This is a genomic window from Planktotalea sp., assembly GCF_049680325.1.
GTDB lineage: Bacteria > Pseudomonadota > Alphaproteobacteria > Rhodobacterales > Rhodobacteraceae > Planktotalea.
Genome location: NZ_JBAUHO010000021.1, coordinates 1 through 13689, shown reverse-complemented (window position 1 = coordinate 13689; position 13689 = coordinate 1). Strand labels below are relative to the sequence as shown.

General features: G+C 54.3%; 16 protein-coding genes, 1 tRNA gene and 1 pseudogene. 15 read left to right on the top strand and 3 right to left on the bottom strand.

Annotated elements, in window-relative coordinates; translation table 11 throughout:
* On the bottom strand, positions 1-560 hold a 560-nt coding region (locus tag WBC85_RS01185; RefSeq protein ID WP_424432856.1), incomplete at its 3' end, for an NYN domain-containing protein.
* Positions 561-699: 139 nt separating this feature from the next.
* Here WBC85_RS01185 and folK point away from each other — a divergent pair.
* The 12 genes from folK (at position 700) to recO (ending at position 10028) form a co-directional block, all read left to right on the top strand.
* Positions 700-1266, top strand: a complete 567-nt coding sequence (folK, locus tag WBC85_RS01180; protein WP_424432855.1) for a 2-amino-4-hydroxy-6-hydroxymethyldihydropteridine diphosphokinase — start codon at positions 700-702, stop codon at positions 1264-1266.
* 91 nt (positions 1267-1357) lie between these two features.
* Positions 1358-1711 (top strand): DNA-directed RNA polymerase subunit omega, encoded by a 354-nt coding sequence (rpoZ, locus tag WBC85_RS01175; RefSeq protein ID WP_348495115.1) that lies wholly within the window; start codon positions 1358-1360, stop codon positions 1709-1711.
* Between the two features lie 32 nt (positions 1712-1743).
* On the top strand, positions 1744-3933 hold the full coding sequence (locus WBC85_RS01170; protein WP_424432854.1) for a RelA/SpoT family protein: 2190 nt from the start codon (positions 1744-1746) through the stop codon (positions 3931-3933).
* Positions 3911-4576, top strand: coding sequence for a DUF2062 domain-containing protein (locus tag WBC85_RS01165; protein WP_424432853.1), 666 nt, complete (start codon positions 3911-3913; stop codon positions 4574-4576). The genes WBC85_RS01170 and WBC85_RS01165 overlap by 23 nt, the downstream gene beginning before the upstream one ends.
* 66 nt (positions 4577-4642) lie before the next feature.
* Positions 4643-5392 (top strand): pyridoxine 5'-phosphate synthase, encoded by a 750-nt coding sequence (locus tag WBC85_RS01160; protein WP_424432852.1) that lies wholly within the window; start codon positions 4643-4645, stop codon positions 5390-5392.
* Positions 5389-6012: a LysE family translocator gene (locus tag WBC85_RS01155; RefSeq protein WP_424432851.1), complete on the top strand. Its 624-nt coding sequence runs from the start codon at positions 5389-5391 to the stop codon at positions 6010-6012. The genes WBC85_RS01160 and WBC85_RS01155 overlap by 4 nt, the downstream gene beginning before the upstream one ends.
* Before the next feature lie 3 nt (positions 6013-6015).
* Positions 6016-6420: a holo-ACP synthase gene (gene acpS, locus WBC85_RS01150; protein WP_424432850.1), complete on the top strand. Its 405-nt coding sequence runs from the start codon at positions 6016-6018 to the stop codon at positions 6418-6420.
* Between the two features lie 110 nt (positions 6421-6530).
* Complete coding sequence (gene lepB / locus WBC85_RS01145) at positions 6531-7367, top strand: signal peptidase I (protein WP_424432849.1); 837 nt, start codon at positions 6531-6533, stop codon at positions 7365-7367.
* Positions 7368-7371: 4 nt separating this feature from the next.
* Complete coding sequence (gene rnc / locus WBC85_RS01140; RefSeq protein ID WP_424432848.1) at positions 7372-8058, top strand: ribonuclease III; 687 nt, start codon at positions 7372-7374, stop codon at positions 8056-8058.
* Positions 8051-8968, top strand: coding sequence for a GTPase Era (gene era, locus WBC85_RS01135; RefSeq protein ID WP_424432847.1), 918 nt, complete (start codon positions 8051-8053; stop codon positions 8966-8968). Before rnc ends, era begins: the two co-directional genes overlap by 8 nt.
* A complete protein-coding gene (locus WBC85_RS01130) occupies positions 8965-9294 on the top strand; it encodes a DUF1491 family protein (protein ID WP_424432846.1) in 330 nt (109 codons plus the stop codon). Before era ends, WBC85_RS01130 begins: the two co-directional genes overlap by 4 nt.
* Positions 9294-10028 (top strand): DNA repair protein RecO, encoded by a 735-nt coding sequence (gene recO / locus WBC85_RS01125; protein WP_424432845.1) that lies wholly within the window; start codon positions 9294-9296, stop codon positions 10026-10028. The genes WBC85_RS01130 and recO overlap by 1 nt, the downstream gene beginning before the upstream one ends.
* Here the strand turns inward: recO and WBC85_RS01120 are convergent.
* Complete coding sequence (locus tag WBC85_RS01120) at positions 10015-10404, bottom strand: META domain-containing protein (protein WP_424432844.1); 390 nt, start codon at positions 10402-10404, stop codon at positions 10015-10017. The genes recO and WBC85_RS01120 overlap by 14 nt on opposite strands.
* A complete protein-coding gene (gene rpe, locus WBC85_RS01115) occupies positions 10401-11078 on the bottom strand; it encodes a ribulose-phosphate 3-epimerase (protein ID WP_424432843.1) in 678 nt (225 codons plus the stop codon). The genes WBC85_RS01120 and rpe overlap by 4 nt, the downstream gene beginning before the upstream one ends.
* 142 nt (positions 11079-11220) lie before the next feature.
* Between rpe and WBC85_RS01110 the strand changes: the two genes are divergently transcribed.
* The 3 genes and pseudogenes from WBC85_RS01110 to WBC85_RS01100 form a co-directional block, all read left to right on the top strand.
* A complete protein-coding gene (locus WBC85_RS01110) occupies positions 11221-12564 on the top strand; it encodes a mechanosensitive ion channel domain-containing protein (RefSeq protein ID WP_424432842.1) in 1344 nt (447 codons plus the stop codon).
* Between the two features lie 65 nt (positions 12565-12629).
* Positions 12630-12704, top strand: a tRNA-Gln gene (locus tag WBC85_RS01105).
* A gap of 317 nt (positions 12705-13021) precedes the next feature.
* Positions 13022-13565: pseudogene (locus WBC85_RS01100) on the top strand (helix-turn-helix domain-containing protein); the annotation flags it as partial.
* Positions 13566-13689 lie beyond the last annotated feature (124 nt).

The window sequence follows — 13689 nt, the reverse complement described above, 5'->3', positions numbered from 1 at the left end:
TCGTAGCTTTGCTCGCGATCCAGCATCGGCTCGCGCGGTGGGCGTCCAACGACGTCCTTTAGCTCTTCCAGCTCGATGAAGTTGTCAGCCTGACGACGCAATTCATCCGCGATCATCGGCGGTTGGCTGCGAATTGTGGAAACCACAGAAACCCGCACGCCTTGCCGCTGGAGGCTTTCAACAAGCGGGCGAAAATCGCCATCGCCCGAGAATAGCACAATGTGATCGACACGCGGCGCAAGCTCCATAGCATCGACCGTTAGCTCGATATCCATGTTGCCTTTTACCTTACGGCGGCCTTGGCTATCCGTGTACTCTTTGGCCTGTTTGGTGACCATCGTGAAACCGTTATAGTTCAACCAATCCACAAGCGGGCGGATCGGCGAGTACTCGTCATTTTCCAAAAGCGCTGTGTAATAGAAAGCGCGAAGCATTTTTCCGCGACGCATAAATTCTTGCCGCAAAAGTTTATAATCGATGTCAAACCCAAGCGACTTTGCCGCCGCATACAAGTTTGATCCATCGATGAACAGCGCAAGCCGTTCGTCTTTGTAAAACATCAATTGTCCTTTCAAACAGATTGGTCGCACCGTGAGTGTGTGAGTGGATAAAATAAATTTGCGACCGCTCCGATTTGCACGTTAAGAGAAAAGCCAAGGTTGAGGCAAGGGTGCTTTCGGCTAAAAATAGGTGCAAAATGTGAAAAACGGGTCTTTGCAATTGGTTGCGCTGGGCGCCAACCTTTCGTTAACAGGTTGTACTTTGGAGCAAACGCTTCAGGCCGCAGTGAAATCACTTGCTCAGAGCGGCTTTGCGATTCGCGCCGTAAGCAGGTTTTTCACTACGCCTTGCTTTCCAGTTGGTGCTGGTCCCGACTATGTGAATGCAGCTGTTGCCGTTCAAAGCGGGCAGGATGCGCGGCAAACCCTAAAGCTTTTGCATAAGATCGAAGCCGATTTCGGACGCGAGCGAAACCAGCGCTGGGGGCAGCGAACGCTAGATCTAGATCTGCTTGCGATGGATGATCTGGTTTTGCCAAACAAGCAAATATTTGAGGAATGGTTTGAATTAGACCCGCATTTGCAGGCCCAAGCCGTTCCGGACGCATTGATTTTGCCCCATCCGCGGCTGCAAGATCGCGCATTTGTATTGGCCCCGCTGGCAGATATAGCACCAACTTGGGTTCATCCTGTCTTGCAAAAGAGCGTCGCGCACATGCTTGCAGCGTTGCCAGAGGATGAAGTCGCGCAGGTAATCCCTATCTAAGGCGATCCGCGTCTTGAATATCTGCTTGTCAAGCTTAGGTTTGAGCACTAGAAGGCAGGCTTCTTAGCCGCTATTTAAATCGGAGATCACCATGGCCCGCGTTACAGTTGAAGATTGCGTTGACAAGGTACCAAACCGGTTTGATCTGGTGATGCTCGCTGCGCACCGTGCTCGCGAAATTTCGGCAGGTGGCGCAATCACGGTTGATCGCGACAATGATAAGAACCCTGTCGTATCCCTGCGCGAAATCGCGGAAGAAACACAGCTGGCTGACGATCTGCGTGAGCGTTTGATCGAATCCAACCAGACCCAGATCGAAGTTGACGAGCCTGAAGAAGATGCAATGGCGCTATTGATGGGCGCAGAAGCGGACAAGCCTGCGGACGATGATATGTCCGAGGAAAAACTGCTTCGTGCATTGATGGAAGCGCAAGGGCAGGGGTAACCCCCTGTTCCAGGCTGCGCGATAGGGCCAAGATGGACGACGCCTCACCTGATCTTTTATCACCAGAGGCGCTGCTTGACGCAGTCCGTACCTACAATCCTAAAACCAACGAAAAGCTTATTCGGGCTGCGTTCGAATATGGCGAGCGCATGCATGACGGGCAGTTCCGTCATTCGGGTGAACCGTATTTCACCCATCCTATCGCTGTTGCTTCAATCCTTGCCGAACAAAAATTAGATGACGCAACGCTAATCACTGCGCTGCTGCACGACACGATCGAGGATACGAAATCTACCTTTAGCGAAGTCGCCAGTATTTTTGGCGACGAAATCGCAATCTTGGTGGATGGCGTGACCAAGCTGACCAATTTGCAACTTAGCTCCAGCGAAACCAAACAGGCCGAAAATTTCCGCAAACTGTTCATGGCTATGGCCAAGGACCTGCGCGTTATTCTGGTCAAACTGGCCGACCGTTTGCACAATATGCGCACGATCAAGGCGATGCGGCCTGAAAAGCAGGTGCAAAAAGCACGCGAAACCATGGATATCTATGCACCGCTCGCGGGCCGCATGGGTATGCAATGGATGCGCGAAGAGCTAGAAGACCTTGCGTTCCGCGTTCTGAACCCAGAAGGGCGCGCCTCGATCATGCGCCGTTTCATTCGGTTGCAAAAAGAAACGGGCGATGTGATCCATCAGATCACAGGCGACATGCGCAGCGAACTTGCAGAGCATAATATCGAAGCGAAGGTTTTTGGCCGCGCCAAGAAACCTTATTCGATTTGGCGCAAAATGCAGGAGAAAGAACAAGGCTTCTCGCGCCTTTCTGACATTTACGGGTTCCGTGTCATCGCCACATCGGAAGAAGACTGTTACCGTGTTCTGGGTGTGATCCATCGAAGATGGTTCGCAGTGCCCGGGCGCTTCAAAGATTACATCAGCCAGCCAAAGACCAACGGCTATCGCTCGATTCATACAACGGTGTCGGGCCGCGATGGTAAACGTGTCGAGGTACAGATCCGCACCCAGCAGATGCATGACGTTGCAGAAACGGGCGTGGCTGCGCATTGGTCTTACCGTGATGGTATTCGCTCGCAAAACCCGTTTGCGGTTGATCCTGTTAAATGGGTGGCAAGCCTGAACGAACAGTTTGGCGTTGAAGACGATCACGAGGATTTCCTCGAAGCAGTTCGGCTGGAAATGTATTCCGATCAGGTTTTCTGCTTCACGCCCAAGGGCGAAGTGGTCAAGCTGCCGCGCGGGGCAACACCGCTTGATTTCGCTTATGCGATCCACACGCGGATCGGTAGCGCGTGCGTTGGTGCCAAAGTAGACGGGCTGCGTGTTCCGCTTTGGACACGTTTGAAAAACGGCCAGTCTGTTGAGGTTGTCACCGCTGAAGGCCAACAACCGCAGGCGACGTGGCTCGACATTGCGGCGACGGGCAAGGCCAAAAGCGCTATCCGCCGCGCGCTGCGAGAACAAGATCGCGAGCGCTTTATCAGGCTTGGCAGTGAACTTGCGCGGTCGGCGTTTGAACATGTCGGCAAGAAAGCAACTGATAAAGCATTGGAAACAGCCGCTAAAATCTTGCGCCTTGATAGTGGAAACACTGTCCTTGCCCGTCTTGGCAGCAGCGAGTTGACCACATCAAACGTGGTGAACGCGGTTTACCCTGAACTTGCGCAGCACACGGACACAAGCATTGATCGCAAACGCGCGGTCATTGGCCTAAGCCAGGGCCAAATGCATGAGCGCGCGCTGTGCTGCCAGCCATTGCCAGGTGAGCGTATTGTTGGCATCACCCAGCGCGGGCGCGGCGTTGTTGTACACGCGATTGACTGCCAGGCGCTTAGCGGTTTTGAAGATGAACCCCAGCGCTGGGTAGACCTTCATTGGCTGGAAGGGACGCATCCTCCCATTCACACTGCACGCCTTGACGTAACGATAGGCAATGATGCTGGTGTCCTCGGGCGCATTTGCACATTGATTGGCGAGCAAGGAGCCAATATCTCCGATCTTGCGTTCGTAGATCGTAAGCCGGATTTTTATCGTTTGATTTTAAGCGTGGAATTGCGTGATGCGGAACATTTGCATTCGATAATTTCGGCCTTGATGGCCGAAGATGATGTCGCAGAAGTTGCGCGCCATCAAAATCCGAACGACGTGAACGAAAGCGTCGACAACATGGGAACGAACCTTGGTATTCAAGCGCCGGAATAAGCGAAGCTGGCTCAGAGCGATCTGGGAAGCCATCTACCCGAGGGGTGGATGGGCCCGTGCGTTTCATTATGTCAAACATCGCGTCCGCCGGTTGCCTGACTCACCTGAACGTATCGCGCGCGGCATTTTCGTAGGCGTCTTCACAGCGTTCACACCCTTCTATGGGCTGCATTTCGTCGTCGCATTTGTTTTGGCCCGAATTTTGAACGGCAACGTGTTTGCATCGTTGCTGGCGACGTTTTTCGGCAATCCGCTGACCTATGTCCCAATCGCATATGCCTCGCTTAAAACGGGGTATTGGCTAACGGGCATGACAAGAGATGCGCAACACGTCCGCCACGGCCTGGGCGAGATGTTCGTCGGGGCCAGCCGTGATTTATGGACCAACCTTAAGGCTCTCTTTACGGGGCAAAAGGCAGATTGGGTCGGGTTGAGCGAATTTTACGATGACGTGTTTTTCCCTTATATGATCGGTGGGATCATCCCCGGTATCATCTGCGGTCTTGTTTGCTATTATCTTTCTGTCCCCGTCATTCGTGCCTATCAAAAACGCCGTAACAAAGGCGTACTGAAAGCGCGCCTTGCACGGTTGAAGCAAAAAGCGACGGACAAAAACACGAAGAAAACACTCGAAAACAGTTGATCGCCTCTGGTCTTGGCGGCGCAGCGCTTTACTCTGTCTTTGAACTTAAAACGGAAACCCTGATTCATGGCACAGCCCCTTCCTTTGCGTCTTGGCGTGAATATCGATCATGTCGCAACGCTACGAAATGCTCGTGGTGGTGCCTTGCCAGACCCCGTGCGCGCGGCTTTGATCGCTCAAGATGCAGGTGCAGATGGGATCACGGCGCATTTGCGCGAAGATCGTCGTCATATCCGCGACGCGGACATTGATGCGCTGATGGATGCGCTCAAGATCCCGTTGAATTTCGAAATGGCCGCAACGGATGAAATGCAGTCAATCGCGCTGCGCCACAAACCGCACGCCGTTTGCATAGTACCTGAAAAGCGTGAAGAGCGCACAACGGAAGGCGGCTTGAACGTCGCGCAGGATGAAAACAAACTGGCCCATTTCATTGCACCGCTACGCGAAGCGGGATCGCGCGTGTCGATCTTCATCGCGGCGGATCAGCGCCAGATTGTGGCGGCACATCGCATTGGCGCTGAGGTGATCGAACTTCACACAGGGGCCTATTGCGACGCCCATGCAGAGGGCGATTTCGAAACACGAGATCGCGAACTGGCAGCGATAACCGAAATGGCCGCTTTCGCCCATGATCTTGGTCTGGAAGTCCATGCAGGTCATGGCTTGACCTATGACGATGTGACGCCCGTTGCGGTGTTACCGCAGGTGCAAGAGGTTAACATAGGACATTTCATTATTGGCGAAGCGGTGTTTCGAGGGCTCGCGCCCGCGATTCAGGAAATGCGCCGTATTCTGGATGAGGTGCGTCCGTGACAGGTTGGGAGCTTGCTTTGCTCTTGCTTGCTTGGGCCGTTGCAGGCGGCTCACCTGGACCTGCGACACTGATCATTTCAGGAACGGCCATGGCGCGCGGTCGCGTTGCGGGTGTGGTCGCTGGTGTTGGTATTCTGTGTGGTTCAGCGAGTTGGGGCGTTGCCTCTGCCATGGGTATGGGCGCAGTTATGTTGAGTTATGCTTGGTTCTTTACGGCGCTGAAATATGCCGGCGCGCTTTATTTAGGCTATCTTGCATTGCAGTCTTTTCGATCCGCTTGGATCGGTAATGCTACCAAAGAGCAAACGGCGCTCAGTGGGGGGTTGCGAATGATCTTCGCTAAAAGTCTTGCAATTCACCTGACCAATCCAAAGGCAATCCTGAGTTGGGGCGCGGTCTTTGCCATTGCGCTACCTGCTGGTGCGCCCGCATCAGAAGTTTTCGTGCTCTTCGCGCAGCTTTTGAGCGTTTCCGCGCTGGTATTTATTGGTTATGGCATCCTGTTTTCCAATCCTTGGATTGTGGCGGGCTACCGCGGCGCACGCCGTGTTTTTGAGATCGGTTTCGGGGTTCTGTTTGGCTTGGCCAGTCTTAAAATCCTGACCACAAAGGTTGTTTGAACGGTGATCTTGGGCGTCGGAACTGACCTTGCCAATATTGAGCGGATCGCAGGGACGCTTGAACGCTTTGGCAGCCGTTTCAAAAACCGGGTGTTCACCGAGATCGAACAAGCCAAGGCCGAACGCCGCAAGGATGTGGCAGGCACTTATGCAAAACGTTGGGCTGCGAAAGAGGCCTGTTCAAAGGCGCTGGGCACTGGTTTGGCCATGGGGATCGCATGGAAAGACATGTCTGTGACAAACCTGCGCAGCGGCCAACCGGTGATGCATGTGACAGGATGGGCGGCCGAGCGATTGAAGAAAATGACGCCCGAGGGTCACGAGGCGATTATTCACGTTACCCTGACAGACGATCATCCTTGGGCACAGGCCTTTGTCGTGATCGAGGCGCGCCCAATCGCAAGCTAGAATGTACTTATATACCATGCGTTATTCGCAACGCGAGACGGGCGCGCGTGGTTGACATAGGCGGGTGCGCCCCTCATGTAGCCTGCTAACTGCGAAACGGAGAAAAGCACATGGCCGAGGCCACCAAAAAAGGCAATCCTGTCATCGAGACGATCAAAACTGTCGTCTATGCACTGCTCATTGCAGGCGTCTTTCGGACTTTGTTTTTCCAACCGTTCTGGATTCCGTCAGGTTCGATGAAGGACACGCTGTTGATTGGCGATTTCCTGTTCGTGAACAAGATGGCCTATGGCTATTCCTACGCATCCTGCCCTTCGGTGATTATCCCGCGTTTCGGGGTTAATCTGGACGCGAAAAAGTTCTGCGGCTTTGCCGATGGCGACAACACCCGCCTGCTTGGCAGCGAGCCAGAGCGCGGCGACGTCGTCGTATTTCGCCACCCTGTTTCGGGTCGTGATTTCGTCAAGCGCCTGATCGGGCTGCCCGGCGATAAAGTTCAGGTCAAGAACGGTGTCGTGTTCATCAATGGCGAAGCCGCGCCGCAAGAACCGGCTGGCGTGTTTGAAGAAGTCGCCGCCGCGCAAGGCCCGCATCAATTGCGTCCGCGCTGCGCCAATGGTCCTGTGGGCGAAGGCGGAACCTGTAACAAGGAACGGTTCACCGAAACATTGCCAAATGGCGTGAAGCACGCCGTTCTGAACATCGGGCCGCAGCGTTCGGACGACACGCCTGTCTATTCGGTTCCAGAGGGCAACTATTTCTTCATGGGCGACAACCGTGACAACTCTTCCGACAGCCGGGTTCCGAATGCGGCTGGTGGTGTTGGCTTTGTTCCTTATGAAAATCTGATTGGCCGTGCGGACCGCGTGATGTTCTCTTCTGCGGGGCGCTCGATGCTGTTCTTCTGGACATGGCGCTCTGATCGTTTCCTCAAGGCGATAAACTGACGTTATGAAGCTTTCGGCTGACCTCATCGCGCTACAAAAGCGTATCGCGTACCGCTTTGAGCAGGGCGAGTTGTTGACCGAAGCTGTCACACATTCCTCTATGTCTTCGCCTTCGCGCGGGGACAATCAGCGGCTGGAATTTCTGGGAGATCGCGTTCTGGGTTTGGTTATGGCCGAAGCCTTGCTTGGCGCAGATGTAAAGGCTAGCGAAGGCCAGCTTGCGCCGCGTTATAACGCGCTTGTGCGCAAGGAAACCTGCGCAGATGTTGCCCGTGAAATCGGGCTTGGTGATGTTTTACGCCTTGGGCGTTCCGAAATGAAAAGCGGCGGGCGGCGTAAACTTGCGTTGCTTGGCGATGGCATGGAAGCCTTGATCGCTGCTGTGTATCTCGACGGCGGTTTTGAGGCGGCTCAGGCGCTTATCCTGCGACTGTGGGGGGAGCGGATCAATAGTGTCGAAGAAGACGCGCGCGATCCCAAGACCAGCCTGCAAGAATGGGCGCAATCACGCGGGCTGACACCGCCCGCTTACATTGAAACAGCGCGTTCTGGTCCTGACCACGCTCCTATGTTTACAATCGAAGCACGCCTAGACAACGGCGAGACAGAGACAGCTATGGCAGGCTCGAAGCGGCTCGCAGAACAAGCAGCGGCAAAGGCCCTGCTGGCAAGGATGACGGCACATGACTGAACCCCAAACACGCGCGGGCTTTGTTGCCTTGATTGGTGAGCCGAATGCAGGCAAATCCACGCTGACCAACCGGATGGTTGGCGCGAAAGTGTCTATTGTTACACACAAGGTGCAAACTACGCGCGCGCGTATTCGCGGCGTGGCGCTTGAAGGTGCGTCGCAGCTTGTGTTCGTCGATACACCTGGCCTTTTCAAGCCAACGCGCCGTTTGGACCGTGCGATGGTTGCGGCCGCTTGGGGCGGCGCTGCTGATGCGGATGTCGTGGTACTGATGATCGAAGCCAATCGCGGCGTCACCGAGGGTGTCGAGCGTATTCTTGAAGGCCTTCAGGACTTTGGTGAGAACCGCAAAATTGCGCTTGCAATCAACAAGATAGACCGCATCAAATCCGAAGCATTGCTGGCGCTATCAGAGAAAATGAACGAAATTTATCCTTTCGTTGCAACGTTCATGATTTCCGCGGAACGCGGTCACGGCGTTGATGCGCTGAAAGAATGGCTGGCGGGCGAAGTGCCTGCGGGTCCGTGGCTTTACCCCGAAGATCAGATCGCGGACCTACCTTTGCGCATGATTGCGGCGGAAATGACCCGCGAAAAACTGACGCTTCGTTTGCATCAGGAATTGCCCTACCAACTGACTGTTGAAACGGAAAACTGGGAAGAGCGTAAAGATGGCTCGTGCAAGATCGACCAGCTGATTTACGTCATGCGCGATGGTCACAAAGGCATCGTTCTAGGCAACAAGGGCGAGACGATCAAAGCAGTCGGCAAGGCCGCGCGCGAAGAACTGGTCGAGTTTTTGGGCCGTAAAGTTCACCTGTTCTTGCAGGTGAAGGTGCGCCCGAACTGGCTCGAAGAGAGCGAGCGTTATGATGAGATGGGCCTGAACTTCAAAGACGGGAACACATGATCCGGCTGACCTCTCGGTTCTGGGTCGACGCCTATTTGGCGCGTTTGCGCTTTTGCGATATTCCTGCCTTCGTTGTTGCCCATGGCGATGACACTGCGGGCGCGGTTCTGGTGAAATCCTCTACGCTTGATGGTAGGGCAAAGGTGTATCAACGCACTTACGATTTGCTGGAAGATACGCGTCACTGGGATGTGTTGAGCGAAGGGGATGAGCGCGATGTTGATGCCTCCATTGCAAGGCAACGTCAGTTTGATCGCGATGTTTGGGTGATCGAAGTGGAAGATCGTGCAGGGCGCACGTTACTGGGCGAGCAGGGGCTGGACTGATGGAATGGCGCGATCAGGGAATTTTGCTCTCTGTGCGCCGCCACGGTGAAACCAGCGCTATTATCGATGTCTTTACACAATCGCATGGGCGACATGCTGGAATCGTACGCGGCGGTACGTCCCGTAAAATTGCCCCTATTTTGCAACCGGGTGCGCAGCTCGACGTCAGTTGGCGCGCGCGGCTCGAGGATCACCTGGGCAGCTACGCCGTTGAACCCATGCGCTCACGCGCGGCGGCGGCGCTGGGGGACCGCCTGTCATTGGCAGGCCTAAATGCAGTGACCGCCCTTTTGAGTTTCGCGTTGCCCGAACGCGAAGCCAACGCGGCCTTATACCTGAAAAGCGAACAGCTTCTGGATTTGCTCGGCCAGCACGACGTCTGGCCGCTTGCCTATTTGCGTTTTGAGATCGCTTTGCTTGAGGCCACCGGCATGGGGCTGGATCTGAGTGCCTGCGCTGTGACGGGGACCAATGAAAACCTGTGCTATATCTCACCGCGCACGGGCCGCGCGGTCAGTGAACAAGCCGCAGGTGAGTGGGTCAGCAAGCTGCTGCCATTGCCACCGATCCTGAAAGGCGAAGGGATGGGCAGCGACGGCGAAATCGCCGCAGCGCTGCAAACGACAGGCTTCTTCCTAAGCGAAAAACTAGCCCCAAATCTGGGGAACAGACAGCTTCCGGAGGCGCGCGGGCGGTATGTTGATCTGTTTGAGCGTCAGATCACTCAGACTTGAATACCATGGCACGGCCTTGATCGTTGCTTAGTATCAGCGTGTTCTGGGACACTTCAGAAAGCGTCATGGCCTCAAGCGCGCTAAAGAATGTGCGTTCGCTTTCCAGCGCAGCGCAGGCCATCTTGGTAGACAGGACAGGGCCTAGCTTGAACCAGGGATAGGGTGCGCTTTGCTTTGCCGAGTAGCGATTGCAAGGCGCTTGGCCGGAAACCTGACCATCCTTGCCAAATTCAAGCGTTGCGCGGGTCGCAAAGGCAGTGCCGTCAATTTCTGTCAGTGTCCAAACCTTGTCTGCCGCGCCGTATTTTGCCACGCTTTCATCTCCGACGCAGGCTGTTGCAAGCAGCAACGCACATGGGGCAAGAAAACGGATCACGCCAAGGCCTTGCGGATCGCACGGATGTTTTCGCCGTAGGGCACTGGATTGCTTACTGAGCCGCCTTTGAACACCGCAGATCCTGCAACCAAGACGTCAGCGCCAGCATCAACGCAGCCCTTTGCGGTGTCTGGTGTGACACCACCGTCAATCTCGATATGAACCGGGCGATCACCGATCATCGCGCGCAGGTCAGCGATTTTCGAGTGCAATGGAATAAATTTCTGACCACCAAAACCGGGGTTCACGGTCATCACGCAGACCAGATCACACACATCAAGCAGCTCTTTCACCGCGCTCGCAGGCGTGCCGGGGTTCAAGGCGACACCAGCTTTCGCACCTGCGCCGCGAATGGCTTGGAGCGTCCGGTGAATGTGTGGACCTGCTTCAACATGCGCGGTAATGAAATCCGCACCAGCCTGCGCAAAGCCGTCGATATAGGCATCCACTGGCGAGATCATCAAATGTACATCCATCACGGTCTTGATGTGTGGACGGATCGCCGCGCAAGTTGTTGCGCCAAAGCTGAGGTTGGGCACGAAATGTCCATCCATCACGTCGACATGAATCCAGTCCGCGCCTTGCGCTTCAACGGCCTCTATTTCAGCGCCAAAGTTGGCGAAATCTGCGGACAAGATGGACGGGGCGATTTTGACAGAGCGATCAAAAGACATAGGTCGGTTTTCCTTAGGCAGCACAGCGATTTTGCGTTGGCGTCTCATAACGCGCCTTCAGACTGCGCGATAGGGGGTTTTCCAAACAGGGGCATCGTGTTTACGATGTGGCATTACATTTTACATTTAAAAGAGATTTCCGATGCGCATATTGCTCCTTCTTCTATGTTTTGCCTTTCCGGTCGGCCTTTTTGCGCAAAGTGCAAATCAACCCGCTGGCGCCATTGCTGTTGAAGATAGCGCAACAAACGATGCGGCTATGGCGGTTCGTATTCGCGACATCCTATCTGAGCTGGACGGATATGAAGATGTGACCGTTACGGTAACATCAGGCATTGTAACCCTGCGCGGAACTACCCTTGATGGCGAAAAAATTACGCGCCTGAATGAGCTGACAGGCCGCGTTCAAGGCGTCGTCGCCATTGAGAACGAGGTTACTGAAACAACAGATGTCGTTAAACGGTTGAACCCTGCGGTTGAACGGTTTCGTGCGCGCATGGCGCAGGTGATTGCCTTTGTCCCGCTTGCCACAGTCGCACTTGTTGCTTTTGGCATCATTGTCCTTATCGGCTTCCTGATCGCGCGGATGCGCCAGCCCTGGAACCGGCTTGCGCCGAATGCATTCATTGCGGATATCTACCGCCAGATTCTACGACTTGGCTTTATGATCGGGGGATTGGTTGTTGCGCTTGATATTATGGGGGCCACAGCGCTGCTTTCGACTATTCTTGGTGCGGCGGGGATCATTGGCTTGGCAATCGGTTTCGCGGTAAAAGACACGGTTGAGAACTTTATCGCGTCGATCATGCTTTCGATCCGCCAGCCCTTTCGGCCAAATGACACAATCGAGATCGGCGGCGATACAGGCAAAGTGATCCGCCTGACCAGCCGTGCAACCATCCTGCTTAGTTTTGATGGCAATCACATTCGCATCCCGAATGCGACGGTTTTCAAAAGCCGGATCGTCAACTTTTCGCGCAATGACGAACGTCGTTTCAAATTCTCGCTGGGCCTTGCGCCTGACACCGACTTTGTGGACGCGCAAAGGATCGCTTTGGAAAAGCTAAAGGAGTTGCCCTTTGTGCTGGAAACCCCCGCGCCTGCCGTCTGGATTGACGAAATCGGTGATAGCACAATTTCGATCACGCTGACGGGATGGATCGAGCAGCATAAGTCTTCTCTCGTCGCCGCGCGTGGTGAGTCGATTCGCTTGGTGAAGCTGGCGTTGGAACAAGCGGACATTCAGATGCCCGAACCAACATACCGTGTTCTTTCGCCATCCTTGGCAAAGCTGGCATCGGCCGACGACACTCAATCGCACAGCAAGCGTGAAGAGCTTGAAAGGGACGCCGAAATTCAAGAGGAAAGCCAAGTCACTATGGATGTTCAGGCATCAACGGACGAAGCTTTGGAACAAATCGTAGAGGCCGAGCGCAAACAGACCGAGGCTGATGATTTGCTACGTCGGGAGGCTCCAGAAGAATAGCGTCGTTTTTTTGCAAATATGCCCTTGAACGCCGCGCACCTCCCGCGTAAATAGCGCAACACTGATGGGATGTAGCCAAGTGGTAAGGCAACTGTTTTTGGTACAGTGTACCGTAGGTTCGAATCCTACCATCCCAGCCAGTACTCTTAATGCATTGATACCGTTGAGCTTTTATCCGAAATAGTCCGTGTTTCAGGGGTATTTAGCGGGCTTTGGATTTCCCCTGACAGGTGATGAGTAGGAATTAGGCCGGATTCTCGCAAAAGTCTGGAAACAGCATTTCGACGGTAGCACTGTCTGACGTCAGCCCCTGCAGGACAGATCTGAGCATTTGAACAACGGAGGGTTTCTGGTTCATCTTATCGATTAGGAGATCGAGATGACGAAGAAGCCTACCACATCGAAAAATTCCGCCGACAAGGTGGTTAAGAACATCCGCCGCAAGACACGGCAAATCTATACAGCGGAGGAGAAGACCCGCACCGTCGAGGGCTCACACCTGCCAGTCAAACAGACGCTTGATATGCTGTGCATTCCGCGCAGCACATTTTATCGATGGTACGATCTTTATCTGGATGGTGGTCTGGACGCGTTGGCGGATCAGTCGCCGCGTCCCAAGTCTGTCTGGAACCGTATCCCAGACGTCAGGCGCGATGATTTGATCGAGTTTGCATTGGAGCACGAGGCGTTGTCGACACGCGAACTTGCCGTCAAATACACGGATGAGAAGCGGTATTTAGTATGAAAATCATCAGCTTACCGAATTCTAAAAGCAGCTGACCTGATCGCTGCGCCTGATTACTTGGAGATCAAGGCCGCTGACGAGTTCACGGATAAAACCACCGCCATCAACGAGATGCTCCTCTCGGGCATGTAAACATGCCCTGCCGGGCAAGGGGCAGCCAGACTTTACTTACTTCAAAATCATCGGCTGGGGCTGGTATTATCTGAGCACGATCTTGGACGATTACAGCCGCTACATCATCGCGTGGAAGCTCTGCTACCACTGCCCGGCAGTGAACAACGCCGCTTGCAACATCAAAAACAAGCAGCATAATCAATCACACGAACGAACCAGAGCCTCCTGTGCTCAAGCCGATCTGATGTCCAACTTTATATGACGAC

Bases quoted from the DNA above. Each gene is read 5' to 3' on its own strand.
- rpoZ (WP_348495115.1), top strand. From the start codon at position 1,358: ATGGCCCGCGTTACAGTTGAAGATTGCGTTGACAAGGTACCAAACCGG.
- WBC85_RS01170 (WP_424432854.1), top strand. From the start codon at position 1,744: ATGGACGACGCCTCACCTGATCTTTTATCACCAGAGGCGCTGCTTGAC.
- WBC85_RS01160 (WP_424432852.1), top strand. From the start codon at position 4,643: ATGGCACAGCCCCTTCCTTTGCGTCTTGGCGTGAATATCGATCATGTC.
- lepB (WP_424432849.1), top strand. From the start codon at position 6,531: ATGGCCGAGGCCACCAAAAAAGGCAATCCTGTCATCGAGACGATCAAA.
- rnc (WP_424432848.1), top strand. From the start codon at position 7,372: ATGAAGCTTTCGGCTGACCTCATCGCGCTACAAAAGCGTATCGCGTAC.
- era (WP_424432847.1), top strand. From the start codon at position 8,051: ATGACTGAACCCCAAACACGCGCGGGCTTTGTTGCCTTGATTGGTGAG.
- WBC85_RS01130 (WP_424432846.1), top strand. From the start codon at position 8,965: ATGATCCGGCTGACCTCTCGGTTCTGGGTCGACGCCTATTTGGCGCGT.
- recO (WP_424432845.1), top strand. From the start codon at position 9,294: ATGGAATGGCGCGATCAGGGAATTTTGCTCTCTGTGCGCCGCCACGGT.
- rpe (WP_424432843.1), bottom strand. From the start codon at position 11,078: ATGTCTTTTGATCGCTCTGTCAAAATCGCCCCGTCCATCTTGTCCGCA.
- WBC85_RS01110 (WP_424432842.1), top strand. From the start codon at position 11,221: ATGCGCATATTGCTCCTTCTTCTATGTTTTGCCTTTCCGGTCGGCCTT.